General features: G+C 62.5%; 27 protein-coding genes and 1 riboswitch. Of the genes, 8 read left to right on the forward strand and 19 right to left on the reverse strand.

The window, feature by feature from the left end; translation table 11 throughout:
- The first annotated feature begins 11 nt into the window (after positions 1-11).
- Together OIU37_RS05595 and OIU37_RS05600 are read left to right on the forward strand one after the other, a co-directional pair.
- Positions 12-188, forward strand: a complete 177-nt coding sequence (locus OIU37_RS05595) for a hypothetical protein (RefSeq protein ID WP_171602939.1) — start codon at positions 12-14, stop codon at positions 186-188.
- Positions 189-196: 8 nt separating this feature from the next.
- Positions 197-571, forward strand: coding sequence for a VOC family protein (locus OIU37_RS05600; protein ID WP_264256367.1), 375 nt, complete (start codon positions 197-199; stop codon positions 569-571).
- Positions 572-665: 94 nt separating this feature from the next.
- Here the strand turns inward: OIU37_RS05600 and OIU37_RS05605 are convergent, their stop codons facing one another.
- From OIU37_RS05605 to OIU37_RS05645, 9 genes are all read right to left on the reverse strand, one after another.
- Positions 666-1,247 (reverse strand): dienelactone hydrolase family protein, encoded by a 582-nt coding sequence (locus OIU37_RS05605; protein ID WP_264256369.1) that lies wholly within the window; start codon positions 1,245-1,247, stop codon positions 666-668.
- 201 nt (positions 1,248-1,448) lie between these two features.
- On the reverse strand, positions 1,449-2,969 hold the full coding sequence (locus OIU37_RS05610) for an FAD-dependent monooxygenase (RefSeq protein ID WP_264256371.1): 1,521 nt from the start codon (positions 2,967-2,969) through the stop codon (positions 1,449-1,451).
- 519 nt (positions 2,970-3,488) lie between these two features.
- The gene (locus OIU37_RS05615; RefSeq protein WP_264256374.1) at positions 3,489-4,274 is read right to left on the reverse strand and encodes an ATP-grasp domain-containing protein; all 786 of its coding nucleotides are present in this window, start codon (positions 4,272-4,274) and stop codon (positions 3,489-3,491) included.
- A gap of 69 nt (positions 4,275-4,343) precedes the next feature.
- The gene (locus OIU37_RS05620; RefSeq protein WP_264256376.1) at positions 4,344-4,709 is read right to left on the reverse strand and encodes a cytochrome C oxidase subunit IV family protein; all 366 of its coding nucleotides are present in this window, start codon (positions 4,707-4,709) and stop codon (positions 4,344-4,346) included.
- A 7-nt stretch (positions 4,710-4,716) separates the two neighbouring features.
- On the reverse strand, positions 4,717-5,436 hold the full coding sequence (locus tag OIU37_RS05625; protein WP_264256377.1) for a heme-copper oxidase subunit III family protein: 720 nt from the start codon (positions 5,434-5,436) through the stop codon (positions 4,717-4,719).
- Between the two features lie 11 nt (positions 5,437-5,447).
- A complete protein-coding gene (locus tag OIU37_RS05630) occupies positions 5,448-6,167 on the reverse strand; it encodes a cytochrome c oxidase subunit 3 (RefSeq protein ID WP_264256378.1) in 720 nt (239 codons plus the stop codon).
- Complete coding sequence (gene ctaD / locus OIU37_RS05635) at positions 6,164-7,942, reverse strand: cytochrome c oxidase subunit I (RefSeq protein WP_171602947.1); 1,779 nt, start codon at positions 7,940-7,942, stop codon at positions 6,164-6,166. Before ctaD ends, OIU37_RS05630 begins: the two co-directional genes overlap by 4 nt.
- 47 nt (positions 7,943-7,989) lie before the next feature.
- On the reverse strand, positions 7,990-8,808 hold the full coding sequence (locus tag OIU37_RS05640) for a cytochrome c oxidase subunit II (protein WP_168313137.1): 819 nt from the start codon (positions 8,806-8,808) through the stop codon (positions 7,990-7,992).
- Between the two features lie 163 nt (positions 8,809-8,971).
- Positions 8,972-9,361 carry a cytochrome c family protein gene (locus OIU37_RS05645; protein ID WP_240602978.1) on the reverse strand — a complete coding sequence of 130 codons (390 nt, stop codon included), beginning with the start codon at positions 9,359-9,361 and terminating at the stop codon, positions 8,972-8,974.
- 267 nt (positions 9,362-9,628) lie between these two features.
- Here OIU37_RS05645 and OIU37_RS05650 point away from each other — a divergent pair, with 267 nt between their 5' ends.
- Positions 9,629-10,273: a LysE family translocator gene (locus OIU37_RS05650; protein ID WP_264256379.1), complete on the forward strand. Its 645-nt coding sequence runs from the start codon at positions 9,629-9,631 to the stop codon at positions 10,271-10,273.
- A gap of 122 nt (positions 10,274-10,395) precedes the next feature.
- Here the strand turns inward: OIU37_RS05650 and OIU37_RS05655 are convergent, their stop codons facing one another.
- Both OIU37_RS05655 and OIU37_RS05660 read right to left on the reverse strand, forming a co-directional pair.
- On the reverse strand, positions 10,396-11,319 hold the full coding sequence (locus OIU37_RS05655) for an MYG1 family protein (protein ID WP_180694744.1): 924 nt from the start codon (positions 11,317-11,319) through the stop codon (positions 10,396-10,398).
- A 225-nt stretch (positions 11,320-11,544) separates the two neighbouring features.
- The gene (locus OIU37_RS05660; RefSeq protein WP_206679705.1) at positions 11,545-12,453 is read right to left on the reverse strand and encodes a LysR family transcriptional regulator; all 909 of its coding nucleotides are present in this window, start codon (positions 12,451-12,453) and stop codon (positions 11,545-11,547) included.
- A 105-nt stretch (positions 12,454-12,558) separates the two neighbouring features.
- Here OIU37_RS05660 and OIU37_RS05665 point away from each other — a divergent pair, with 105 nt between their 5' ends.
- Complete coding sequence (locus OIU37_RS05665) at positions 12,559-13,929, forward strand: hypothetical protein (protein ID WP_264256380.1); 1,371 nt, start codon at positions 12,559-12,561, stop codon at positions 13,927-13,929.
- 256 nt (positions 13,930-14,185) lie between these two features.
- Positions 14,186-14,683 carry an HIT family protein gene (locus OIU37_RS05670; protein ID WP_171602953.1) on the forward strand — a complete coding sequence of 166 codons (498 nt, stop codon included), beginning with the start codon at positions 14,186-14,188 and terminating at the stop codon, positions 14,681-14,683.
- A 62-nt stretch (positions 14,684-14,745) separates the two neighbouring features.
- Here OIU37_RS05670 and OIU37_RS05675 read toward each other — a convergent pair whose 3' ends face one another.
- From OIU37_RS05675 to OIU37_RS05685, 3 genes are read right to left on the reverse strand one after another with little or no spacing between them, the layout of a single operon-like run.
- A complete protein-coding gene (locus tag OIU37_RS05675) occupies positions 14,746-15,510 on the reverse strand; it encodes an ABC transporter ATP-binding protein (RefSeq protein ID WP_171602954.1) in 765 nt (254 codons plus the stop codon).
- Positions 15,507-16,538, reverse strand: coding sequence for an iron ABC transporter permease (locus tag OIU37_RS05680; RefSeq protein WP_276314749.1), 1,032 nt, complete (start codon positions 16,536-16,538; stop codon positions 15,507-15,509). Before OIU37_RS05680 ends, OIU37_RS05675 begins: the two co-directional genes overlap by 4 nt.
- 5 nt (positions 16,539-16,543) lie before the next feature.
- Positions 16,544-17,560: an ABC transporter substrate-binding protein gene (locus OIU37_RS05685; RefSeq protein WP_264256381.1), complete on the reverse strand. Its 1,017-nt coding sequence runs from the start codon at positions 17,558-17,560 to the stop codon at positions 16,544-16,546.
- Between the two features lie 177 nt (positions 17,561-17,737).
- Positions 17,738-17,994: riboswitch (cobalamin riboswitch) on the reverse strand.
- Positions 17,995-18,236: 242 nt separating this feature from the next.
- Here OIU37_RS05685 and OIU37_RS05690 point away from each other — a divergent pair.
- Together OIU37_RS05690 and OIU37_RS05695 are read left to right on the forward strand one after the other, a co-directional pair.
- Positions 18,237-18,494 carry a type II toxin-antitoxin system Phd/YefM family antitoxin gene (locus OIU37_RS05690; RefSeq protein WP_168313910.1) on the forward strand — a complete coding sequence of 86 codons (258 nt, stop codon included), beginning with the start codon at positions 18,237-18,239 and terminating at the stop codon, positions 18,492-18,494.
- A complete protein-coding gene (locus OIU37_RS05695) occupies positions 18,491-18,874 on the forward strand; it encodes a type II toxin-antitoxin system VapC family toxin (RefSeq protein WP_264256382.1) in 384 nt (127 codons plus the stop codon). Before OIU37_RS05690 ends, OIU37_RS05695 begins: the two co-directional genes overlap by 4 nt.
- Positions 18,875-18,906: 32 nt before the next feature.
- On the opposite strand, the gene blh is transcribed toward OIU37_RS05695, so the two are convergent.
- Together blh and OIU37_RS05705 are read right to left on the reverse strand one after the other, a co-directional pair.
- Positions 18,907-20,187 (reverse strand): bifunctional sulfur transferase/dioxygenase Blh, encoded by a 1,281-nt coding sequence (gene blh, locus OIU37_RS05700; protein ID WP_264256384.1) that lies wholly within the window; start codon positions 20,185-20,187, stop codon positions 18,907-18,909.
- Positions 20,188-20,352: 165 nt separating this feature from the next.
- Entirely contained in the window at positions 20,353-20,721 is a 369-nt protein-coding gene (locus OIU37_RS05705) for a DsrE family protein (protein WP_129420144.1), read from the reverse strand.
- Positions 20,722-20,791: 70 nt separating this feature from the next.
- Here OIU37_RS05705 and OIU37_RS05710 point away from each other — a divergent pair, with 70 nt between their 5' ends.
- On the forward strand, positions 20,792-21,781 hold the full coding sequence (locus OIU37_RS05710; protein WP_264257451.1) for an AraC family transcriptional regulator: 990 nt from the start codon (positions 20,792-20,794) through the stop codon (positions 21,779-21,781).
- 30 nt (positions 21,782-21,811) lie between these two features.
- Here the strand turns inward: OIU37_RS05710 and OIU37_RS05715 are convergent, their stop codons facing one another.
- The 3 genes from OIU37_RS05715 to OIU37_RS05725 form a co-directional block, all read right to left on the reverse strand.
- Positions 21,812-22,294 carry a cupin domain-containing protein gene (locus OIU37_RS05715; protein ID WP_264256387.1) on the reverse strand — a complete coding sequence of 161 codons (483 nt, stop codon included), beginning with the start codon at positions 22,292-22,294 and terminating at the stop codon, positions 21,812-21,814.
- A 45-nt stretch (positions 22,295-22,339) separates the two neighbouring features.
- Entirely contained in the window at positions 22,340-22,720 is a 381-nt protein-coding gene (locus OIU37_RS05720) for a VOC family protein (protein ID WP_264256388.1), read from the reverse strand.
- A 159-nt stretch (positions 22,721-22,879) separates the two neighbouring features.
- The gene (locus tag OIU37_RS05725; RefSeq protein WP_180694735.1) at positions 22,880-23,122 is read right to left on the reverse strand and encodes a DUF1127 domain-containing protein; all 243 of its coding nucleotides are present in this window, start codon (positions 23,120-23,122) and stop codon (positions 22,880-22,882) included.
- Positions 23,123-23,200 lie beyond the last annotated feature (78 nt).

Here is a 23,200-nt window from a genome sequence, read left to right on the forward strand (position 1 = left end):
CGGAGGTTCTCTTGAAGGATTATCTGCCCTATGCAGCCGGGGCGCTGGCAGGATTGCTGGTCGCCTTTCTCATATCTCGCCTGTTGATGCTGTCGGAGACACCGCAGCTCGTGCTTTTTGCATTGCTGCCGGCAGTCGCCGGCGCGGTCGTCGAACGCGTTTGCCATCGCCGGCCCAACAATTTTTGAAGGGTTCCATGGCAAGGCTGAAAGAAATCGTCATCGATTGCGACATTCCCTCGCGTGTCGCCCGCTTCTGGGCGGAGGCGCTCGATGGTTACGAGGTGATGCCATATGACGACGACGAACTGACCCGCCTGGCCGCTCTCGGATTGACACCCGAGACTGACCCCACCGTGATGGTCGAAGGTCCCGGAACCCGCCTTTGCTTCCAGCTTCGCTCAGGGGAACGTCCCGCCCGCAACCGGCTTCATCTCGATATTGCCACCCCCGATGGGGCCAGGGAGGTAGAGCGGCTTCTATGGCTCGGCGCGACCTTCGTCCGCGAAGCGGATGGATACACGGTCTTGAATGATCCCGAAGGCAACAATTTCTGCGTGGTGTCCGAATAGCCCGCTCCGCACCGAAGCCGCGCTGCAGGATGAACGGCATCTATCTGAGGACGGCTATACCGGAGCCAAATCGGATCCCCGCGGAATGCCTGGATCAGACGCGATTCAGGAATTCGAGCACGCGAAGGGTGAGAAGCGCGGTCGCATCCGCGTCATAAGACGGCAGCGAGCTGTCGGCGAAGTAGTGCTGATCGCCCGGGTAGAGGAAAAGCTCCGCGTCGTCGACCTTCTCCACGATCTCGCGGGCGGCATCGATATCGCCCTCGCCGACGAAAATCGGGTCATTGTCCATGCCGTGAATCTGCACCGGAACGCCGGCCGGCCAGGGTCCGAAGGCCCACTCGCCGCTGATCGGCAGACAGGAATAGAAGAGCAGAGCCCCGCGGGCGCCGGCCCGTGTCTGCGCCAGCTTCTGCGCCGGCAGCACACCGAAGGAGAACCCGGCATAGACGAGCCCGGCAGGCAAGTCGTCGGCGAGGCGCACGCCGCGCTCCCGCATGGCGTCGAATCCGATCTCGCCGATACAGGCGATCCCCGCTTCGATGCTTGGGAACGTGCGCCCGTCAAACAAATCAGGCATGTGCACGATGTGACCGGCTGCCCTGATATCGTCGGCAAACGAGCGCACACCCGGGGTCAGCCCCTGTGCGTGATGGAACAACAGGATCTCAGCCATAAGGAGCCTCCGGGCGGTACGGTCGGGCACATCGCCACTCTACAGCGTCGCCGCCTTGCCGGGAAGAGTACGGACACGTTGCCGAACAACATCTGCAAACCCGCCGAAAACCGATCGGCGGGAAACCTCCGTGACGCTTTACCGGACTGATAAGGCTGAAGAACCTTTCCGAGACCTGTATCGATTGCCCCAGTCACAGTTTCAGGCTTTGCCGAACCACCGCGATGCGGCCTGCGCGGCTTCCTCATCGTCAGGCGCAGCCTCGCCAGTCCACGCCACGAAGCCATCGGGGCGCACGAGCAGCGCGCTCAGCCCCAGCCGAGCCCTGGCGTCACTGGCGACATAGGTGATCCCATTCCAGCGGCTTGCCAGCGCTTGCAGCGGTGCACCGGTGTCAAAGTCCAAAAGCAGGCCTTTGCCCTGCCTGAGGTGATCGGCGAGCTTCGTCCCGTTGGCCAGCTCGAAATCGGGAGCGCTGCGGCCCACCAGCGGGTGACTGCCGCCAAGATCGTAGCGGAGAGACACACCCCAGACGCGCTCGGCAAAGTATGTCGCGCCGTCACGCGTGTCGATCAGGTCGCGGATGATGGCTTCGAGCGCGCGCGAACTCCGACTCGGCCGCATCAGTGCGACCTGGGCGCGCGACCAGTCGAGAATCTGCACTCCAACTGGATGCCGTTCGCAGAAATAGCTGTCGAGCAGGCCCTCCGGCGCATCGCCGCGGATCGTCGCTGCAAGCTTCCATCCAAGATTCATCGCATCGCCGAGCCCGAGATTCAGGCCCTGGCCGCCCAACGGGGAATGGATGTGCGCGGCATCACCCGCAAGCAGCACCCTGCCCTTGCGGTAAGCCGTCGCCTGATAGGCGCGATCCGTCCAGGTGGTGGCAAGCTCAAGGCCCGTCACCGTGACATCGGCGCCGGAAATATGCCGCAACACCGATTGCACATGCTCCGGCGTAATCGGCTGCGTTCGGTGAAACGCGCCCCCGTCGAAATCGACCATCGCGATGGTGCCGGGCTTTTGGTAGGTATACATGCCTGTTGGCGTGTAATGGCGGCCGGGGGCGAGCTTCTCCGGATCGGCCATCTCGACCTGAACGGAATAGCCGGTGAACTCCGGATCGGTGCCAACGAATTCAAAGCCGCCTGCCCTGCGCACGGTGCTGCGCCCGCCGTCACAACCGATGAGCCATCGTCCGCGAAAGATCTGGCCACCCGCGCGAACGGTCACGCCTTCGCCCGACTGGTCGAAGCCATCGACACCGAGCCCGCGCCTGATCTCGACACCCATCGCGCTTGCGTGGGCGGCCAGCGCGGATTCGAGGTGCTCCATCTCGACCGCCATGCTGGTACCGGCCGGACCTGGCAGGCGATAGGGCCACGTCGAGGTGTCGATGGTGTCGTGAAAGAACTGAATGCCGGCGAAATGCCCGCCCGGGCGACGCGGCTGCTGCATCCAATGCGCTGAAGTCGCTTGATCTTTTTCGCGCTTCGGCGCCATGATGTCATCCAGCAGCGCGCGACGGTAGAAGGCTTCGATGGTTGGCGCGGAAAGGCCGCGCATGCCGAACGGCAGCCGCTTCAACGGCGAATGCGGGTCTTCGGCCTGCTCCAGCACCAACACCGAGAGGCCGGCCAGCCGCAGCTCGCAGGCCAGAAACAGACCGACCGGACCTGCACCTGAAATCACAACGTCATGAATCATGAGAAAATCGGGCATGAACTACTCCTTTATGGTCGTTCGACCGGAGCAGTTCGTCGTTTTGAGAACCACACGGACGAACAATGGGACGCTTGAACAGCGTCCGTTGTTCGTCGTGGAGAACTCATGCGCGAGGCAAGGAACAGAGCTTTCGTTTCCGAAAGGACTTGGGCCAACCACACCAAGTCATGCCTTTTCCGACATCGGCAACATAGCCGCCGAGCGATCGATCGGCAACAGAAGATATTCTCTTCTGAAGGTCTGCGGGGTAATGCCGCTTATGCCATGTCGGACGACGTGTACAGATTTCTTCCGCAGATAGAGGGAGATGCGCTGATCTGCCAGTCGGCCGATTTCATCGCAGCAGCCCGGCAAGGCTGACGCTCTCCCGATTTGCCGTGTGAGACATCGGCGAACGCGGGCGCACCCTGGGGTCAGCCCTGTACGTGATGAAACAAAACCCCAGCCACACGGAGCCTCCGGGTGGGACAGTCGGGCGCTCATTCTCCCCAGCGCCCTCGCCTCGCCGGGAAGACGTCAGTCGCGGGCCAGGCCGTCGATCGCCGCCGCCAGCTTCACGAGGTCTGCGGCGTAGAACCCGGCGGCGTTGAGGCAATTCGTCTCAAGCAGCTTCAGTCCCTCTTCGGTCCGACAGATATCGATGACATAAGCTTGGGAGTAGCCAGGATTGATGTCGACCATGCGCTGCCCGAAGTCCAGCGCATCGTCATCGATCTCGTGGCGGTGGACGACACGCGATCCCTCTTTGTAGAGCGAATAGGTGACGATCCGACCGTCGACCACCCAAAGACGCCATTCGCGCAAGATGCGAACAGGCTCGGTGAGCATCAGCAGCGTGTCGTGACGAAGCGATCCGTTCGGGATTTCATCTTCGTCGAGCGCCAGCACCGTCTCTGCCATACGGATGATCTCGCCGGTCGATTTAACATTGCCGGGCTCCTCCTTGCTGTCGTCGACCGGGCGCAGGAACCAGTCCCTGCCGTCATCCGCCAGACGCTGGGGGACATCCCGGAGTGTCAGGAACAGCGCATCAGCGCCGTTGAGGAGGTAAGGATGCCACACCTGTTCGTGAACGAAAGGACGCAGCTTGAAGACACCCGGCCGGTAACCGTTCGCTTCGGCGTTCTTCCACAGCGTGTAGGAGCCGAACATGACTACTGAACCCGGATCAGCAACGACCGGCTCGGGGATGAGCTCGCCGACGAACGGTACGACCTTGTGCCATGTGTAGGAGATTCCAAGCTGGTCGAGCGCCTCGGCCAGCTTGCTAGTATCTTCGAACTGCTGGAGAAGCCACTGCATTCTGTTGGATGCCTTTCAACGACTCGCTGGACGACCAGGAATCTATTTAAAGGTCATCGCATCCGATGCCTACGGCCCCGCCCCAGAGAATGCCAGCCGGGTGAAGATCGTGTAGTCCGCTTCCGATACCATCAGCGCCACGAAAACCAGCACCAGCAGCGGCGGCAGCAGGATGGCGTAGACGAGCGCCAACCGTTCCCAGGCCATGTGCATGAAGACGGCGACGATCAGCCCGGCCTTCAGCATCATGAACACGAGGATCAGCGTCCACCTGAGATAACCCTGGATGCCGAGATAATCGACCATGTAGGATAAGGCGCTGAGCACGAAGAGCAGGCCCCAGACGAAGAGATAGAGCCGGATCGGGTGCTGCTGTCCGGTGTGTGTTTGTACATGCACCGTTTGGCTTTGCGCATGCGCCGTTGTCTCGTTCATGACGACCTCACCACAGATAAAAAAACGCGAAGATGAAAACCCAGACCAGGTCGACGAAGTGCCAGTAGAGGCCCATGATCTCGACGGCCTCGTAGCGGCCTTTCCGGCTGGTGAAGAAGCCGCGCCGTTCCACGTCGAAATCGCCACGCCAGACCTTGCGGGCGACGATGAGCAGGAAGATGACGCCGATCGTGACGTGGGTGCCGTGAAAACCGGTGATCATGAAGAAGGTCGATCCGAACTGTGCCGCCCCCCACGGGTTCTCCCAGGGTCGCACGCCTTCGGTGATCAGCTTCGTCCATTCAAAGGCTTGCATGCCGACGAAGCCTGCGCCGAGGAGGGCCGTGAGCAGCATCAGCATCGCCGTCATGCGGCGGTCGCGGCGATAGCCGAAATTGACCGCCATCGCCATGGTGCCGCTGCTCGAGATCAGCACGAAAGTCATGATCGCGATCAGGATCAGCGGAACGTCCTGGCCGCCGATATGCAACGCGAAGACCTCGCTCGGATTGGGCCATGCAACCGGCGTCGACATCCGGGCCGTCATATAAGCAATCAGGAAACAGCCGAAGACGAAGGTGTCGCTCAAGAGAAAGATCCACATCATCGCCTTGCCCCAGGAGGCGGTCTTGAAGGCACGCTGATCCGAGCTGAAATCGGCGGCGACACCGCGCAGGCCGGCTGGGCTGAGGCCTGGCTCACCGTGTGTCTGGACAGGATGTGCCATCTGCAAATCTCCTAATTCAGAAGTGTGCGGCAGAGATCGACGAAATCATTCGCCCATCCGGCAAAGAGCGCGAAGAGCAACAGCCAGACGGCGAGCATGAAATGCGAGTAGATGGCGGAAAGATCGACGCTGAGGCGCAGCCTGTCCGGCGCCACAGCCGTTGAAAATGCCTTGACCGTCGTGTGCGCGAGCACGGCAAGCCCGCCGAGGATATGCAGGCCGTGCAGCCCGGTCAGCATGTAGAAGAAGCTGTTGGAAGGGTTATCGGCCAGCACATACCCGGCCGCCGTCAGCTCCCGCCATGCCTGGATCTGTCCGACGAGGAAGAAGATGGCAAACGCAAGTCCTGTCACAAGCGCCGGCCGCAGGCTTTCCATGCGGTCGTGCTGCGCTTCACGTTTCGCCCATTGCAGCGCCGCACTGCTCAAGGCAAGTGCTGCGGTGTTCACCCAAAGCAGCCGCGGAACGGGTGTCGCCCACCAGTCCGCCGACGCCGCACGCATGAAATAGGCGCTGACGGCAAGGCTGAAGACGGCGCCGACGACGCCGAGAAACACGAAGAGCCCGATTTTCACTGCCGGCGCCGGCAGCCTTTGCCGCTCGGCACCGTCATGACCCGGCAGCTGCACCGACCCGGTTTCGAGCCATGGCTTCGAGGTCAACCGCTGCCCGGAAAGCCACCAGAAGATAATGGCGGCGACTGCGGCAAGGAAGATCAGCATGACGTTCATGCGTGGACCTCCCTTGTGACGCCGCCGCCTGACGGCACCGTCTGCGGAATGAAGTCCTCGGCCGCCCCGGGCACGCTGTAGTCATAGGCCCAGCGGTAGACGACAGGCAGATCCTTGCCCCAGTTGCCGTGGGCAGGCGGCGTCTGCGGCGTCTGCCACTCGAGCGTCGTTGCCCGCCATGGATTGCCGCCGGACTCCCTGCCCCGGAAAAGACTCCAGACCAGATTGAACAGGAAGACCATCTGCCCGGCCCCGACGATCAGCGCCATGACGGTGATGAAGATATTCAGCGTATGGGCCGAAGGCGGAACGAAGGCCGTCTCTCCCATCTCGAAGTAGCGGCGTGGCACGCCGAGCAGACCGAGATAATGCATCGGAAAGAAGATCGCATAGGTGCCGAGGAAGGTGATCCAGAAGTGGATATGGCCGAGCACGTCGTTCAGCATGCGTCCCGTCACCTTTGGATACCAGTGATAGATTGCCCCGAAAATGACGAGGATCGGCGCCACGCCCATGACCATGTGGAAATGCGCGACGACGAACATCGTATCCGACAGCGGCACGTCGACGACGACGTTGCCGAGGAACAGGCCCGTCAGCCCGCCATTGACGAAGGTGACGATGAAGGCGAGCGCAAAGAGCATCGGCAGGGTCAGGTGGATGTCGCCGCGCCAGAGCGTCAGCACCCAGTTGTAGACCTTGATCGCCGTTGGGACGGCGATGATCAGCGTCGTCGTGGCGAAGAAGAAGCCGAAGGCCGGGTTCATGCCGCTGACATACATGTGGTGCGCCCAGACGACGAAGCTGAGCGCGCCGATGATGACGATCGCCCAGACCATCATGCGGTAGCCGAAGATGTTCTTGCGCGCATGCGTGCTGATCAGGTCCGAAACAATGCCGAAGGCCGGCAGCGCGACGATGTAGACCTCCGGATGCCCGAAGAACCAGAACAGGTGCTGGAAGAGGATCGGGCTGCCGCCGCCGTGCTGCAGCTGCGTGCCCATTTCGATGATGGCAGGCATGAAGAAGCTCGTGCCCAGCAGGCGATCGAACATCATCATGACGCAGGCGACGAAGAGGGCGGGAAAGGCCAAGAGCGCCATCACGGTCGCGGTGAAAATGCCCCAGACGGTGAGCGGCATGCGCATCAGCGTCATGCCGCGCGCGCGCCCCTGCAGCACTGTCACCACATAGTTCAGCCCGCCCATGGTGAAGCCGATGATGAAGACGATCAGCGAGGTGAGCATGAGCAGGATGCCCCAGTCCTTGCCGCCCGGCGTGCCGGAGAGAACGGCCTGTGGCGGATAGAGCGTCCAACCGGCCCCCGTCGGGCCGCCGGGGGCGAAGAAGCCCGCGGCGAGGATCAGCACTGCGAGCAGATAAATCCAATAGCTCAGCATGTTGGCGTAAGGAAACACCATATCGCGCGCGCCGACCATCAGCGGAATGAGGTAGTTGCCGAAGCCGCCGAGGAAGAGCGCGGTCAGGAGATAGATCACCATGATCATGCCATGCATGGTGATGAACTGGTAATAGTGATCGGCATCGATGAAGGAGAAATATCCGGGAAAGGCGAGCTGAATCCGCATCAGCCAGGAGAGCACCAGCGCCACTAGGCCAATTGCGATGGCCGTTACCGAATATTGCACGGCGATGATCTTGGCGTCCTGGCTGAACACATATTTCGTCCACCAGCTGTGCGGATGATAAAGCTCGACATCCTCGACTTCGGCAGAGGGGATGGCGTCTGCTCTGTCGGATGGAATCTCGACCATGATCTCTCTCCCCTACGTCTCCCAGCGGTCTACGACCGCTGCGGGGTTCAGTTTGCCGGCGGCATCTCTCCCGATGACGCCGTCAACTGGGTGAATGTCTGCTGCTGTCCGAGCCAGGTTTGGTAGTCCGCATCCTCGTCGACGACGACGGTGCCGCGCATTTGCCCATGGCCGACGCCACAGAGTTCGGCGCAGAGGATGTCGAAGGTCCCTGTCCGCGTCGGCGTGAACCAGAAATAGGTGATCATGCCAGGTATCATGTCCATCTTGGCACGAAATTCCGGCACGTAGAAATCATGGAGCACGTCGACAGAGCGCAGCAATATATGCACCGGCTTGCCGATCGGCAGATGCAGTTCGCCGCCCTCGATGATGACGTCGTCAAGGCCGCTTGCGTCGTTTTTATCAAGGCCGAGCGGGTTTTCGGGGGTGACGTCGCGCGTCTCGGCGCGGCCGAGCTTTCCGTCGGCTCCAGGCAGCCGGAAACTCCACAGCCACTGCTGGCTGACGACCTCGACCGATGCGGCATCGGCAGGCACCGTGATGAACTGGTTCCACACGATGAGGCCAGGCGCCAGCATCGCCGCAACGCCGACCGCCGTTCCCCCTCCCAGCAGCAATTCCAACCTACGGTTCTCGGGCTCGTAATGTGCCCGGTTGCCCGGCTTGTGCCGGAAGCGGAAGACGCAATAGGCCATGAACGAAACCACCGCCACGAAGACGATGCCGGTGATCCAGAAGGTGATGACGAGGGTGGTGTCGATATAGGTCCAGTTGGACGCGATCGGCGTCCACCACCACGGGCTCAGCACATGGAACAGCACGGAGCCGACGACAATCAGGACGAGGATCAGCACGACAGCCATGTCCGCTCCTCCTCGAGCAGGTTGACCCGTGAAACCGCATTCCGCAAAAAGTCCGTGTTTATTATCGCACAGATAGAAAATATCGGCAATTACGGCAATTTAGGCATGCGCCCCAGCCGCGAGCCGCCATTTGGAGTATTGCCCGTCACTGGGAATATGCCCATCACTGAGAATATTGTTTGAGATAAGCGATGAGATTGGTGATCTCCTGCTCGTCCTTCACGCCGACGAAGGCCATCTTCGTGCCCTTAACCTTCGCTTTCGGATTGTGCAGATAGTCGCGCAGCGTCGCCTCGTCCCAGACGAGACCGCCGTCGCCGGCCGCCTTCATGCCTGTCGAATAGGCGAAACCAGGATGTGTTCCGGCCTTTCGCCCGAACAACTTGTTCAGCGACGGACCAACCTTGTTCGTATCGGAATCAGCGACATGACAGGTCACGCATTTCTTGAAAACAGTGGCACCCGCCGTCGCATCACCCTCCTGCGCCCCGGCATTGCCGGGGGAAAGGGCAGTGATGGCTGTGGCGATCAGCAGAACAACACGGTAATCCACGGCAAACCCCATCCTCCTCAAGGTTGCCAGCCACTTGCACTCTCCGCAATCTCTCGCGTGTGGGTAGTGGTTGTATGACTTAAAGCTTAGTCCTTCGCGGCAGCAAGTCAATCGGTTCCACAATTGGGACGCGGGCCAGGCCTGTTCCCGTCCTCCCGGGAGGGTCCGTCACCCTAGAGGATTGGATATTGACGCCGGTATCGGCGACGACATACTTGACCGTCGGCTTCAAAGCCGCCCTCGAAACCAGCCTAGGAAAAGCGCGCAATGTCGATTGCTGAAATTCTGTCTTTTGCTTTCGTCACCTCGCTGCTGATCATTTCCCCCGGGCCTAACGGCGTCCTCATCGCCAAGACGGTGCCGGCCTCGGGGCGTGGCGCCGGTTTCGCCAATATTGCCGGCTTCGTCGCCGCCTTCTATGTGCACGGCACCCTGTCGATCTGCGGCATCTCCCTGCTGCTGGCGCAGTCGGCGCAGGCCTTCCTCGTCGTCAAGATAATTGGCGCCGCCTATCTCTGCTGGATCGGTATCAAGGCGCTGGTCGGCGCTTGGCGCGGTTATGCTGCCGTAACGTCAGTGGCCCCTTCCCGTAAGGTAAGGCACCTCCCCCGCGCCTTCCTCGAGGGGTTCCTCACCAACGCCCTGAATCCGAAGGTGTCGATGTTCTACCTCGCGGTTTTCCCGCAGTTCATCCATCACGATGCCAATGGCCGGGCCGCGATCGGCGAGGCTTTCCTTCTGGTCACCGTCCATGCCAGCCTCAACGTCATCTGGTTTGGCTCGATGGTCATGCTCTTTGCGAGGCTCGCCAGAGCAGCGCGCAACCAGCGCTTCCAGCGCTGGCTGAAAGCCGCGACAGGCGTGGTCTTCATCGGCTTCGGCGCCAAGATGGCGACATTGCAGGCCGGATAGCGAAGACGAGCAAACCGCCTTCGTCACGGCTGGGCGAACGTCCGGAGCGCGGCAACAGGATCAGCGACCTGTCGCCGGGACTGGATATGATACCGGCCTCACGCAACCTCAACTGCCGCCATTTAACTACGCCCCGAAAGCGCCTCTTTTACCGCCAACTCGGCCATGGAAAGCGCCGCCTCTCGGGTCCTGGCGGCGGCGATGAAGCGGCCGTTGTGGCAGAAGCTCGCGCCCTCTATGCCGCACACTGCTTCCAGCGCGCCATTGGTGAGCCCGGCCCAGGCCGCCGGCAGGTCGGCCCTGAGTTCAAACCCCTCCTCGGCGCGGCGGATACCAGTCACGCACCAATCCTTTTCGCGCGGATGGACGACGAACAGCAGGTGATCGGCGCCCGCCTTGACGATGGCAGGACGGAAGGGCATGCCCCTCGGCAATTCCAGAACGCGCCCCTGCCCCGCGGCTTCGATTGCCCGATACACGATCGTCTCGGCCCGCAATTTCGCGGCACTCTGGGCGATCCTGGCCTCGACGAAACTGCGGGCGATGGCAAGGGCGGCATGGAAGGCGCGGTCGTCGGCCGCAGGGTCGGCATCGTCGAAGACCGGTTTCAGCGTTTCCAACAGCACCGGCAGCGTCAAGCCGGCCAACGGCCCGGAGGGGCTGAGCGCGCCATTGTCGGTCAGATCGACGGGCAGCACGAAGCTGGCGTCGAAAGAGCCATGCATCGCCTCGACATGTGCTTCGGGAAGGCCGGAAGCTGCGAGATAATCGCGGCCATAATGCTTCCAGATCAGGCCGAACGAACTGTAGGGCTGGCCATCTTCGCGCAACGGTGCGCCGCGCTGGTGGTGATCGAATATCCCGGCAGCAGGGTCATAGGCGCCGCCGACATCGTAGATGATGCGGTCCTCGCCCGGCGTGATCCATTCCGGCGCCCGACTGCGGACGATACGCGCCTGCGGGAAAAGCCGAGTCAGAATGACGCTCGACAGCAGTTCGTCGGCATGGAAGCCACCGGAATGGGTGACGAGGAAATCGGGGATCATGAAAGGCCTTGTCGTTTTCGGCGGGTCCGCCTGGGTCAGCACCAGATAGCGGTTGGCGGATATGACGACAAGCCTCTATGGGATGAGGCTTTTGGACTTTGGCGCATTGGCAACGGCAGGGACCCCGGCGCTGGAACAGCAAGAGCAAATCCGCGGCAACCGAAGCGCCCTACGCCGCCACGGCTCTCCTGGACCTTCGAGGCTCCTGCCTTTGACCCGAGCATCTCAGGATCGGCCTCCCCCCGATGCGGCTCCTTCCACAACCAACCCTCTCACAATCTCCAGGAAGTGTTCGCCACTGGCGGACAATGCAGGTTGGCGCCATGCGGCGGCAATCGGCAGGGATGGCGGCTCAGGCAGAACGGGACGATAGGCGACGCCCGGCCGGGCCGCCCGGGCGATGCCTGCGGTAACGAAACCGAGGCCGGTTCCGGCCGCGACCAGGCCGACCAGCGTGGTCATCGGCGTCACCTCCTGGACGATCAGCGGGCTGATGCCCTCGCTGCTGAAAAGGGCGATCACACGGTCGTATATGCTGGGGCCGATCGCCCGCGGCGCAAGCAGCAGGGGCTCGCCGGCCAAATCGGCGACGCGGATGACCGGCTGCCCCGCCAGCCGGTGCATCGCCGGAAGCGCCAGCACGAACGGCTCGTCCGGCAGGGGGTAGATGATCAGATCGCGCGTCAGCGGCGGATGCAGCACGCCGAGGTCGATGTCACCCGATGCAAGGGCGGTTTCCAGCAAAGGCGAGCTCATCTCGATGAGATCGACTTCGATCTGCATGTAGCGGGCACGAAACGCCTGCACCGCCTCCGGCAGCACGCCGTAAAAGGCAATGGGTGTGAAGCCGAGCCGCAGACGCCCGACCTCGCCGCGCACCGCCCGCATGGCCTCCGCCTTCGCTATGCCAGCCTGCCGCACCGCCTCGCGAGCCGGACTGAGGAAGGCCGCTCCCGCCGGCGTTAGTGCCACGCTGCGGCGGTCACGCTCGAAGAGATCGGCCCCGACCTCTCCTTCCAGCGCCCGGATCCGCTGGCTGAGCGCCGGCTGCGTCAGATTCATCCGTTCCGCCGCACGGCGAAAATGCAGATCTTCAGCAACGGCCACGAAACAGGCGAGCGTGCGGATATCCAAGACAACCTCCTGATGCAAAATACCTATCACAGGCGGCAGGATTGCAATTGGAAAATTATCAGCAACGGCGGCATTTTCAAAGGACCGTCAACAAGGAGCAGGATCATGAAAGGACCAATCCTCGCCGCTGCAACGCTCGCCATCAGCTTCGGCCTCGCCGCACCACAGAGCATGCAGGCCGCCGAGGACGCCCAGGCTGCGTCCAGTATTCTCAGCCGCATTTCGGCGAGCCGGATCGCCGTCATCTCCGACGGCGATTTCCTCGCCCGAACCTATGGCACCGCTGAGCTTGCGCCGCAAAAAGCCGGCTATCGCGACCTGTTGACGATTATGTCTCCGCGCAGCGACAAGATCGTCACCGGCTCGATACCGATCTCCAATTCGGTGACCTCGGCGCCTGAAATCCTAGCCCTCAGTGAAGACGGGCAAACCGCCTTCGTCACGGAAAGGCTGGGCGAACGTCCCGAGGGCGGCAACAGTGTCAGCGACCTACCGCCGGGCCGGCGTCTCTTCGCGGTCGACCTTTCGGACGGCGCAGCACTCCGCCTCTCCGACACGGTGGAGATCGAAGCCTTCCCCGAGGCCTTGTCACTCAGCCCTGATGGAGAGAGCGTTGCCGTCGTCTCCAACACGCCGGAGGCGAGCTTCGTCCAGATCGTCACCTATCGCGACGGTCGCTTCGGCCGCCTCACCCGGTTCGACCTCGCCGACCTCGAGGTGAGAGGATCGGCGCCGAACCCACGCGGCGGCGTGACCGCGACCAACGTCCACTGGCATCCCTCAGGCCGTTTCCTGGCGGTCAACATCAACACGCAAAACCGGGTCGCCTTCTTCGAGGTCACCGGGGCCGACGACGCGCCCATGCTGCGCCCCTGGGGCAATGTCGTCGAGGTTGGCGCCGATCCCTTCGTCGGCCGTTTCGCGCCGGATGGGCGCCATTATCTCACCGCCAACTGGGGCCGGAACTTCGCCGCCAAAAACCTGGAGGGCCGCATTCCGCAGACACCGTCGACGATCAGCGTCATCAGGCTCGCCGATCCCGCAGCATCGCCGCAATCGGCCCGTCACGATCTCCGCGGCGGCGCCGAGACAGACCTTTCCTCCGAGGGCATCGCCATCAGCCCGGATGGCCGGCTCGTCGCCACCGTCAACATGCGCGGCACGGCCTTCCCGCCCGGCTCTGCCCGATTCCACCGCAACGCCAGCGTCACCCTTTTGAGCTTCGACCCGGCAACCGGCGCCATGACGAAGCTCGCCGACTATCCCTTCGAGGGCTCCCTTCCGGAAGGCGGCGCCTTCGACGACACGGGAGACCATTTCCTCGCCACTGTGTTCCAGGGCCATGACGGCGCAGGGCCTGAGGCCGGCCCGGGGCTCGAAGTCTTCCGCGTCGAAAAAGGCGACCGGCCGACGCTTAATCGGCTCGGCCGCGTGCCGCTGCCGCACGGCGCCCACCATGTCGATCTCGCACCGTAGGGCGCCCGGAGATCGGCCTTGGTCATATCTCGGATGCGCTTTGCAGCCATCGCAAAGTCACCTATCTTGCGCCGTGGCAAATATCAGGCGCAACCCATTGCCTTCCTCGGGAATCTCGCGGCAGCGACCACGAAGGAAAACAGCCGTTGGATGGAAACCCATCATTTGCGCAGACGGCGAAGGTGAGGCGACCTGGGCCGAAACAGGCGGCCTCAGAAGTAAATAGGACATTTGCGAAAGCGGAAAGAGGCAGCGCTTGGAGATTCCTGAACATTTTCATGTTGCCGAGACGGTCGGATGGCTTGTGAACCACCGCATGAACTCCGCCCTTCCCGGTTATCTCATGATCAGCTCCAAGACCGACACTAACGATCTGTCGGATTTGCCGGAAGATGCTTTGGCCGAATTCGGCCCGTTGCTCGCAAAGGCTCAGAGCGTCCTGAAACGGGAACTGAATGCACAGCGCGTCTATATCGGTCGATACGGGCACGCGCCCGGTTATCCAATCCATTTCCATATGATCCCGATATATGACTGGGTGGAGGAGTTGTTCTGGAAGGATACTCGATATCGCCTGCTCGATAATTTTGCAGAGGGACCGGGGGAAACCGCAACGGATGGCGCCGAACTGACGCTGTTTGTCTGGCGAGAATTCTGCGAACGCGCGAAGCCGCCGCCCGTCAGCGGGCCATCGGTCTCAGAGGTCATCAAGCTGTTGCGGGAGGCAATGCGGTTTCCGGCGCCTCAAGCCTAAGACAGCGCCTGTCCCGGCTGCCTTGCGACGAGCGCACGGCGCCAGGCCCGGAAAAGGCCACCTCAATCCATGACGTACTGGATATGATGCCGGCCGTGCACGGCCGATTTCTGGACATGGGCACGAACGCCGAAGACTCGGCCGATCATATCCTCCGTCAGCACCTCCTCCGGCGCGCCGGAGGCAACGACCTCGCCCTTCTGAAGCACCGCCAGCCTGTCGCAGAACATCGCCGCCAGATTGAGATCGTGCAGCGCGACGATACAGGTGATGCCGAGCTTCGAGATCAGCGAGAGAATGTCGAGCTGATGCTGGATATCGAGATGGTTGGTCGGCTCGTCGAGCAGCAATTCGCTCGGCGCCTGCGCCAGGGATCTCGCAATATGGACGCGCTGGCGCTCGCCGCCCGACAGCGTCTGCCAGAGCTGGCCCGCCCTCTCCTGCATACCCACCCGCGAAAGGGCCTCGTCGACGGCGGCGTCGTCTCCTGCGCACCAGGACGACAACAGCCCGCGATGCGGCGTGCGGCCGAGCCGTACCACGTCGCGCACGGTCAACTGCGTATCGGTCGTCGACTGCTGCTCGACGAAGGCGACGCGACGTGCAAGTGCGGCGCGCGGCAGCGAGGAAATGTCATCGGCACCCAGCCGGATGATGCCGCTGCGAACCTTGCGCAGCCGGCAGATCAATCTGAGAAGGCTCGATTTGCCGGAACCGTTCGGCCCGAGCAGGCCGAGCACCTTGCCCTTTTCCACCGTCAGGCTGACGCCATTGACGATGACGATATTGCCGGCGGCAAAGCTCACCTCGTCGATGCTGATGCTCATGCCTTCCCCCGCACACGATAGAGGATGACGGCGAAGGCCGGTGCGCCGAAGAGCGCGGTGACGACCCCGATCGGCAGGATCTGCTGCGGGATGATGATGCGCGAAACGATATCGGCGCCGATCATGTAGATCGCGCCGCCGAGCGCCGTCGCCGGCAGCAGCCGCCTATGCGCTGGCCCGACGAGGAAGCGGGCGGCATGGGGGATGACGAGGCCGACGAAGCCGATCGAACCCACCATGCTGACGACGCTTGCCGTCATCGCCGCCGTCATGGCGAACAGCACGATCTGGACGCGGCGTACGGCAATGCCGAGCGAGGCGGCGGCATCCGTGCCGAAGGCGAAGGCGTCGAGCGCCCGCACGTGGGCCATGCAGATGACGAAACCCGTAAGTGCGATCGGCACCGACAGATAGACATCGGGCCAGCGCACGCCGCTGAGCGAACCCAGCAGCCAGAACAGGATGCCGCGCGCCTGCTCGGCATTCGCCGATGTCGTCACGATGTAGGAAGTCAGCGCATTGAAAAGCTGCGAACCGGCGACGCCGCACAGGATGATGCGCTCGCCGGTTCCCCCCACACCCGTCGCCAGGATGCCGACCAGCAGAAAGGCAATGACCGCACCAATGAAGGCGCCGCTCGACAGGCCGAGAACGCCATAGCCGAAGCCGAGGATCATCACGCAGACGGCGCCCGTCGAGGCGCCAGCGGAGATGCCGAGCACATAGGGTTCGGCCAGCGGATTGCGCAGCAGCGCCTGGAGGATCGCGCCGGACAGCGAGAGCGACGCGCCGATGCTGGCGGCGACGAGCGCGCGGCTCAGACGATAATCCCAGACGATGCCCTGGTGGATGCGGCTGAGTTCGAAATTCGTTCCGAACAGCCGGTTCGAAACAGCCTCCGCCGTGGTCGCAAGCGGGATCGCGATCTCGCCGATGGAAACGGCAAGACTGATCATCATCACGAGCAGGAGAAGTGCCGCAATGGTGAGCGCGCCAAGCGCCCACCATCCCTGTTGCCTGACCGACATTGCCTTCACTGCGCCAGGCCGAAGGACTTGATGCCGTTCGCCAATGTCTCGATACCGTCGATCGTGCGGATCGTCGGGTTCATCGACTGCGCGTCCATCATCACGAAGTGTTTGTTTTTGACCGCGTCCAGTTCCTTGGTCACAGGATCGTTTTCGAGGAAATCGACCTTGACCTTGGGATCGTCAGCGGCGTAACGGCGGCGGTCCATGGTTGCGAGCACGATCACGGCAGGGTTCGCCTGGGCGATGGTTTCCCAACCGACCAGCGGCCATTCCTCTTCCGTGGTGACGACGTTCTTCGCACCGATCGTCTTCAGGATATAGGCAGGCGCGCTGTTCTTGCCGGCAATGAAGGCGTCGCCGTTGACCTCCTTGCTGGAGAACCAGAAGACGACGGGCAGGTTCTTGCCCGAGGCGCCCGATATCGAAGCGACGGCATCCGCCTCGCGCTCCTTCAGCTCGGAAATCAGCGCATCGCCGCGCTCCTTCACGTCGAACACCTCCGAGAGCTCGGCGATCTCTCGGTAGATCAGCTCCATCGTGAACAGTTCCCGACGCACGCCGTCGCCGCCATCGGTGTTGACCTTGGCGACGCAATCGGCCGGCGCGAGATAGGTATTGATCCCGAGATCCTTGAACTGCTCCCGCTTGCCGACGGACCCCTGGGCGCCGACATGCCATTCGAACTCGGCCGTCACCAGGTCCGGCTCCTGCCCGACGACGGATTCGAAGCTCGGATCATTGTCGGCGAGACGTTTGATCTTGCTGTTGGCCTCGGCATATTGCGGCAGGATAGGTCCGACCCAGACGGCCGTACCAATGATCTTGTCGGCAAGGCCGAGCGAGAAGAGTACTTCGGTCATGCCCTGGCCGATTGAAACGATCCTGGCGGGCGCCTTCTGGAATGTCACCTGCTGGCCGCAATTGGTGATGGTCAACGGATATCGGGTCGCGGCAAGGCTGGGTGCCGCAAGGCCGGCGAGCCCGAAGGCGAATGTTATGGTGGCGAGAATCTGGCGCATGGAAAACCTCGATGAAGGGAAAAATCACGGCTGTTCCGCGCATGTGCGCGGACCGAAAGCACGCTTAGGCGTGCACTAGCCGCAGGAGGCCCAATCGAGACGGATGCATGCCCGAATTCGGCGAAGGTTCAGCAGGTCAATCATATCTGTTCCTTGTCCGGGCATCCCCGCCCGGTTGATTGGATCGTGATTGACGGCAGGTCTCCTGGCTTGCGGATATCCGTCGTTTCATCCTCCTTCCCGCGATATCTCGCAGTGGCAGGGCCATGAGCCCTTCAGAGATGGCCAGTCGCTGGCCACTCCTGAGATGATCGACAATCCGCTTACAGTTGCGGGGGCAGCCACGGTCTCGGTCCCTGCTGGGTCGTCCTCACCGTGTTCCCTATTAATCCCCTTGGAGTCATCTTCAGGGAACCGTCGCGCCCAATTACGTCGCCTGCCCGCCCGCCGTCAATGATTATTCCGAAGGCGCCACGCCACCGGCGGATAAATACATCGCGCGCATGGCTCCACGCCGCCGTTCGGTGCGCAAACTGTCGGTAGCGATCGGTCTTGGATATCACGGCGAAAAGCAGCGCTGTCTGTGAGCTCCGAAAATTGTCCGTTGATGCGGTCCAGTGAATGGTCTAACTTTCCAGAAGAAACCGAGTTGCACCGGTCCTGGGGAGTGCAAACGATGCGAGTGTCTGTCACGGATGCCAAGGGGCAGTTGACCGAGTTGGTCCGGCGTGCCGAAGCCGGGGACGAGGTCATCCTCACCCGGCACGGTCATGCCGCCGTGAAACTGGTTCCGGTGAGGGCAGCGCCCGATCGGAAATCCCGCCGGACGCTCATGGAAGCGGTGCGGGCCTCCGCCATTGCCAAAGCCGCCGACGGGCCGCCGGCCGCACGCAGCCAGGATTTCCTCTATGGTGATGACGGCCTGCCCGAATGATCGCCGTCGACACCTCCGCCCTGATGGCGATCGTGCTTGGCGAACCGCAAGCCGATGCCCTGATTGCCGTCCTCGAAGCCGAAGACGATCTCCTGATCTCTGCCGGCACGGTCGCCGAAGCCTTGATCGTCTCGGCCCGCCGCAACGTCGGCGATGAAATGGAACAGCTGATCGACGGCCTCGGCTTCGAAGTCGTCGCCGTCACCCCCGCCTCCGCCCGCCGCATCGCCGAAGCCTACCGCACCTGGGGCAAAGGCGCCCACCCCGCAAGCCTGAACTTCGGCGACTGCTTTGCCTATGAAGTAGCTAGGGAACATGGGTGTCGGCTGCTATTCGTGGGGGATGACTTCGCTAGGACCCATATAGAAAACGCGTTTTGAACGATGCGGCGGTTGCCGGCGCCGGCCGCCTCCTACAGCGCATCCAACGGGATCTTCAAATACCGCCGGCCATTCTCCTCCGGCTCGGGCAGCCGCCCGCCGCGGATATTCACCTGCAGCGCGTGCAGCATCAGCTTCGGCTTCGGTAGCGTGCGGTCGCGCGCCTGGCGCAGCGCCACGAAACCGGCCTCATCGATGCCTGCAATATACGGATTGGTGCTTTTCTGGGCGGCCACGGTGCTTTCCCACCGCGGGTGACGGCCGCCCGGCTGATAGTCGTGGCCGGAAAAGAGGCGGGTCTCCTCGGGCAGCGACAGGATCGCCTGGATCGAGTGCCAAAGGGCGCTCGCACTGCCGCCCGGGAAATCCGTGCGCGCCGTGCCGGAATCCGGCGCGAACATCGTATCGTGCACGAAGGCGGCATCACCGACCACATAGGTGATCGAGGCGAGTGTGTGCCCGGGCGAAAACATCACGCGGGTTTTAAGCGCACCGATCTCGAACGTGTCGCCATCGGCAAACAGCCGGTCCCATTGCGAACCGTCGGTTTTAAGCGCCGGCCAGTTGTAGATCTCTTTCCAGAGCGTCTGCACATCGGTGACATGGATGCCGATCGCCGTCGGCGCGCCGGTCTTCTCATGCAAATAATGCGCAGCGGAGAAATGATCGGCATGCGGATGAGTGTCGAGGATCCACTCGACCGTCAGTCCCTCGCTTTCGATATGAACGAGAATGGCATCGGCATTGGCTGTGCCCGTCGCCCCTGACATCTCGTCGAAATCGAGCACCGGGTCGATGATGGCGCAGCGTTTCGTCGCCGGGTCGGAAACGACATATTGCACACTGCAGGTGCGGGACTCGAAGAAGGCCTTCACATGAGGCGTCTGCGCTGCCCGCTTCTCCAGCCAGCGGCGCGCGCCGGCAAGATCGAAGCCGAGGTTTTGACCGAAGGCTTCGACATCCCCGTTCTTCATCCGCCCGTCCAGCACCTCGCCCAGCGCATGGAGCGTCAGCGCCCGCGTGCCGCTCTTGCAATGCGCGACGACCGGTCCCTTGGCCTCGGCCATCGCCGCCTGGAAGGCGAAGATATCGGCCTCGGTAATCTCGGAGCCTTTCACCGGCACGAACTCGTAGGAAAGTCCGGCGGCAGCGGCCGCCGCCTTTTCCGCAGTATTGCCCGGCTGATCCGGCTCCTCGCCATCAGGCCGGGCATTGATGACGGCGGCAAAGCCGTCTGCGGCGAAAGCGGCGAAGGCTGCGGCGTCGGGCTGCCCCGCCACCGATAGCAGTTCATTGACCTTCACGCATGTCATTAAAGCCCCCGAAAGCCTCGCGTCGCCCTCGCCATACAGTATCGCATGTATATCGACCCAATCACACAAGTATATTTCTGAGCCCAAGAATGCCGCAGATCAGGAAAACTAGAGCATGCCGGCGCAAGACGCTCCTCGACGCCCGCCCGACCCTGCTCTCCCCGGTCAAAACGACAGCGTCGCAGCACCCTCCTTGATCTCGGCATGCATGGCGCTGGCGCCGACGATGACGATCCCGTCGAGCAAGTCTTCCTGCGTATAACCGCGAGAGGTCACGCAGGGCGGGCAAGCCCATATCGTGCCGCCGCGCTGCTGGAAATTCTCGATCAGGCTCGCCAGCGGATCGAGCGGCGGCACATGCGTCATGCGCTGGCCGCCCTTGCGCACCAGGTCGATGCCGGTGCTGGTGAGGAATACCGAGACCTTCAGCCCGGCGGTGATGCCGCCATTGGCGATGGTGAAGGCGACGGAGGACAGTTCGGATTCGATGCCCTTGGTCACGAGCACGACCAGTTTGTCGCTTTGAGTTTGCATAGTATTCTCCTCTCATTGGGTTTGAATGCACTGATGATAGGAGAGCGCGCGGCGCGCGTATTTGGCCGGAATGCGTGAAGCCTTGTCCGAAAGTCCAGATGCTGCGGGTGTCGCACGCGACGACGTGCTGTCGGCACTGCTGTCGACGATCCGCCTTTCGGGATCGCTGCAGTTCTGCTTCATGCCGACGGGCGACTGGCAGACCGATGCCACGCCGGCCTTAGCGAGCCTTTCGGCGAAGGCTTCGGGCACGATGCCGTTTCACATCGTTGTGAAGGGCCACTGCTGGCTGAAGACGGAAGGAGAAGAGACCGATCTCGAGGCCGGCGACGTGCTGGTCTTCCCATTCGGCACCGGCCATCAGCTCGGCGCGGGAAGAGACGGTATGCTGGTCCTGCCGACCCGCGATCTGCCGCAGAAGCCATGGCGTGAGATTCCCGTGCTGCGTTACGGCGACGAGACACAAGGCGTGCGGCTGCTCTGCGGCTATCTGCAATGGGACGGGCTGAGCTTCGCGCCGCTTCGTCAAGCGCTGCCCAAGCTGATCCATGTCAGGACACGAGCCGCCAATGACGGCGACTGGCTGCGCGCCACCATCCGCCAGATGGTCGAGGAGGTCGACAGGCCACGCGCCGGCAGCGTCTCGATGCTGCCGCGACTGACGGAAATCCTCTTCATCGAGATCTTGCGCCACCAGATCATGATGGCCGAACCGGATGCGATCGGCTGGCTGGCAGCGCTCGCCGACCCGGCGCTGTCGCGCTGCCTCTCCCTGATCCACGACGATCCCAGGCGCGACTGGTCGCTGGAGCAACTGGCGGCGGCATCGGGAATGTCGCGCAGCGCGCTGGCCGAACGCTTCCAGGCGATGCTTTCGACATCGCCGATCCGCTATATCCGGGACTGGCGGCTCTATCTCGCAAGCGTCGCACTCGCCACCTCAGGCCAGCCGATCGCGGCGATCGCCTATGACGCCGGCTACGCCACCGAAGCCGCCTTCAACCGCGCTTTCTCCCGCAGCTTCGGCACCCCACCGGCCGCGTGGCGGGCACGAGGCTGATCTGGTTCCGATCGACATCCTGATGATCAATCAGCGCGGTTGCAGGCCTGTCAATCCGAGGGCCAGCGTGATGTCGTTGATGATCCCCAGTCGCGCTTCGATCACCGCGATTTTCTCAGGCGTATCGGCACCAAAAGCCTCAATATCGATGAACATTTGCTCGCAACCGCCTGGCGTGACCGTGCCGAACATCTGGCCGGGTTCGTCGCCTATGTTTCGCCAGCTGTGCGGCACATGTGGTGGCAGAACGACGACGGTTCCCACAGGCGCGTCGAACGCCTCGTCGCCGCATTGGAATCGATAGAGCCCGCGGATGACCCGAAAGACTTCCGTCTCCCGGGTGTGCGTGTGCGGAGCCGGACCGTGACCGCGCGGCGTGAAGGTTTCCCACATCCCGAGCGCGCCGCCGGTCTCGGCGGCCGTGGCATGGATGACGATCCTCGCGCCAAACGGCGTCCTCGCCACGCGCTCCTTGCCGGGCAAAGAGACGACGACGTTCCTGAAACTCGACATATCCACCTCCCTCTTGATTACAGGCTTTGGGCCACGCTCACGTCGTCACCCTTGCGGCGCCGGCACGTCGATCATGGCTTCGATATTGTATCCGTCGGGATCGAGAACAAAGCAGGCATAATAGTTCTCGCTATATTGCGGCCGCGGGCCGGGCGCCCCATTGTCCCCAGCACCGGCTTCGAGCGCGGCCCGATAAAACGCGTCGACCTCCGCCCTGCTTTGGACCCGGAAGGCAACGTGCAGACGCGTCAGAGGCGGCTTGTCGTCGGTGTGCTGTATCTCGAACAGGCTGCCGCCGACATCGAAGGCCCAGAACACGCCCTCCTTCCCGAAGGAGAGGCGATAACCCAAAGGTTCGAAAGCGCGTTCACAGAACAGCTTGCTCTTCTCAAGGTCACTCACTGCAATGGTGATATGATCGATCATGCCGTGCCCTCCCTATCGTTCCATCGCCCCATCATAGTTGAATCCCGGCAGCGGAAAAACAGACAAAGCCCACTCGATATCCTGCCAACGCCGCCCGCCGTAAGCTCTTTCCGGCCGCTCGACCAGCAGCCGGTGCGTCCGCGCGGTGGTACGTTCCGACTACCGCATCGACATCAACTTTGTCATCAGCCCTGCTTTGATTTCGAGTACGGGTCGGTTGGCCTGCGGATAACCGATGTCCCTCAGCTGGTCGGGCGTCAACTCTGCCAATGCCTTCCGTCTAACGACGGCCCGCCGCCACGCCCTCAGGGCGGCGGCGATGGTTGCGACGCTGTTCGGCCCGGACCCGAACACCTGTCTTTCTGACGCGCTGATGCCGGCATGCGTTTCCGTGTGAGTCATTTTCAGTCTCCCATTTGTGAGATTTGCAAGCGGGAGCCTGACACGCGGGCGTATTCCGGCTGTTCGGCTGAGCGTGAA

The sequence above is a fragment of the Rhizobium sp. BT-226 genome (assembly GCF_025847085.2).
GTDB classification, from domain to species: Bacteria; Pseudomonadota; Alphaproteobacteria; order Rhizobiales; family Rhizobiaceae; genus Rhizobium; species Rhizobium sophorae.

Bases quoted from the DNA above. Each gene is read 5' to 3' on its own strand.
- OIU37_RS05675 (WP_171602954.1), bottom strand. From the start codon at position 15,510: ATGAGCATCAGCATCGACGAGGTGAGCTTTGCCGCCGGCAATATCGTC.
- OIU37_RS05695 (WP_264256382.1), top strand. From the start codon at position 18,491: ATGATCGCCGTCGACACCTCCGCCCTGATGGCGATCGTGCTTGGCGAA.
- OIU37_RS05615 (WP_264256374.1), bottom strand. From the start codon at position 4,274: ATGCAGTGGCTTCTCCAGCAGTTCGAAGATACTAGCAAGCTGGCCGAG.
- OIU37_RS05625 (WP_264256377.1), bottom strand. From the start codon at position 5,436: ATGGCACATCCTGTCCAGACACACGGTGAGCCAGGCCTCAGCCCAGCC.
- OIU37_RS05710 (WP_264257451.1), top strand. From the start codon at position 20,792: ATGCGTGAAGCCTTGTCCGAAAGTCCAGATGCTGCGGGTGTCGCACGC.
- OIU37_RS05600 (WP_264256367.1), top strand. From the start codon at position 197: ATGGCAAGGCTGAAAGAAATCGTCATCGATTGCGACATTCCCTCGCGT.
- OIU37_RS05685 (WP_264256381.1), bottom strand. From the start codon at position 17,560: ATGCGCCAGATTCTCGCCACCATAACATTCGCCTTCGGGCTCGCCGGC.
- OIU37_RS05640 (WP_168313137.1), bottom strand. From the start codon at position 8,808: ATGGCTGTCGTGCTGATCCTCGTCCTGATTGTCGTCGGCTCCGTGCTG.
- OIU37_RS05610 (WP_264256371.1), bottom strand. From the start codon at position 2,969: ATGCCCGATTTTCTCATGATTCATGACGTTGTGATTTCAGGTGCAGGT.
- OIU37_RS05720 (WP_264256388.1), bottom strand. From the start codon at position 22,720: ATGATCGATCATATCACCATTGCAGTGAGTGACCTTGAGAAGAGCAAG.
- OIU37_RS05655 (WP_180694744.1), bottom strand. From the start codon at position 11,319: ATGATCCCCGATTTCCTCGTCACCCATTCCGGTGGCTTCCATGCCGAC.
- OIU37_RS05630 (WP_264256378.1), bottom strand. From the start codon at position 6,167: ATGAACGTCATGCTGATCTTCCTTGCCGCAGTCGCCGCCATTATCTTC.
- OIU37_RS05690 (WP_168313910.1), top strand. From the start codon at position 18,237: ATGCGAGTGTCTGTCACGGATGCCAAGGGGCAGTTGACCGAGTTGGTC.
- OIU37_RS05705 (WP_129420144.1), bottom strand. From the start codon at position 20,721: ATGCAAACTCAAAGCGACAAACTGGTCGTGCTCGTGACCAAGGGCATC.
- OIU37_RS05680 (WP_276314749.1), bottom strand. From the start codon at position 16,538: ATGTCGGTCAGGCAACAGGGATGGTGGGCGCTTGGCGCGCTCACCATT.
- OIU37_RS05605 (WP_264256369.1), bottom strand. From the start codon at position 1,247: ATGGCTGAGATCCTGTTGTTCCATCACGCACAGGGGCTGACCCCGGGT.
- OIU37_RS05650 (WP_264256379.1), top strand. From the start codon at position 9,629: ATGTCGATTGCTGAAATTCTGTCTTTTGCTTTCGTCACCTCGCTGCTG.
- OIU37_RS05665 (WP_264256380.1), top strand. From the start codon at position 12,559: ATGAAAGGACCAATCCTCGCCGCTGCAACGCTCGCCATCAGCTTCGGC.
- ctaD (WP_171602947.1), bottom strand. From the start codon at position 7,942: ATGGTCGAGATTCCATCCGACAGAGCAGACGCCATCCCCTCTGCCGAA.
- blh (WP_264256384.1), bottom strand. From the start codon at position 20,187: ATGACATGCGTGAAGGTCAATGAACTGCTATCGGTGGCGGGGCAGCCC.
- OIU37_RS05725 (WP_180694735.1), bottom strand. From the start codon at position 23,122: ATGACTCACACGGAAACGCATGCCGGCATCAGCGCGTCAGAAAGACAG.
- OIU37_RS05715 (WP_264256387.1), bottom strand. From the start codon at position 22,294: ATGTCGAGTTTCAGGAACGTCGTCGTCTCTTTGCCCGGCAAGGAGCGC.
- OIU37_RS05620 (WP_264256376.1), bottom strand. From the start codon at position 4,709: ATGAACGAGACAACGGCGCATGCGCAAAGCCAAACGGTGCATGTACAA.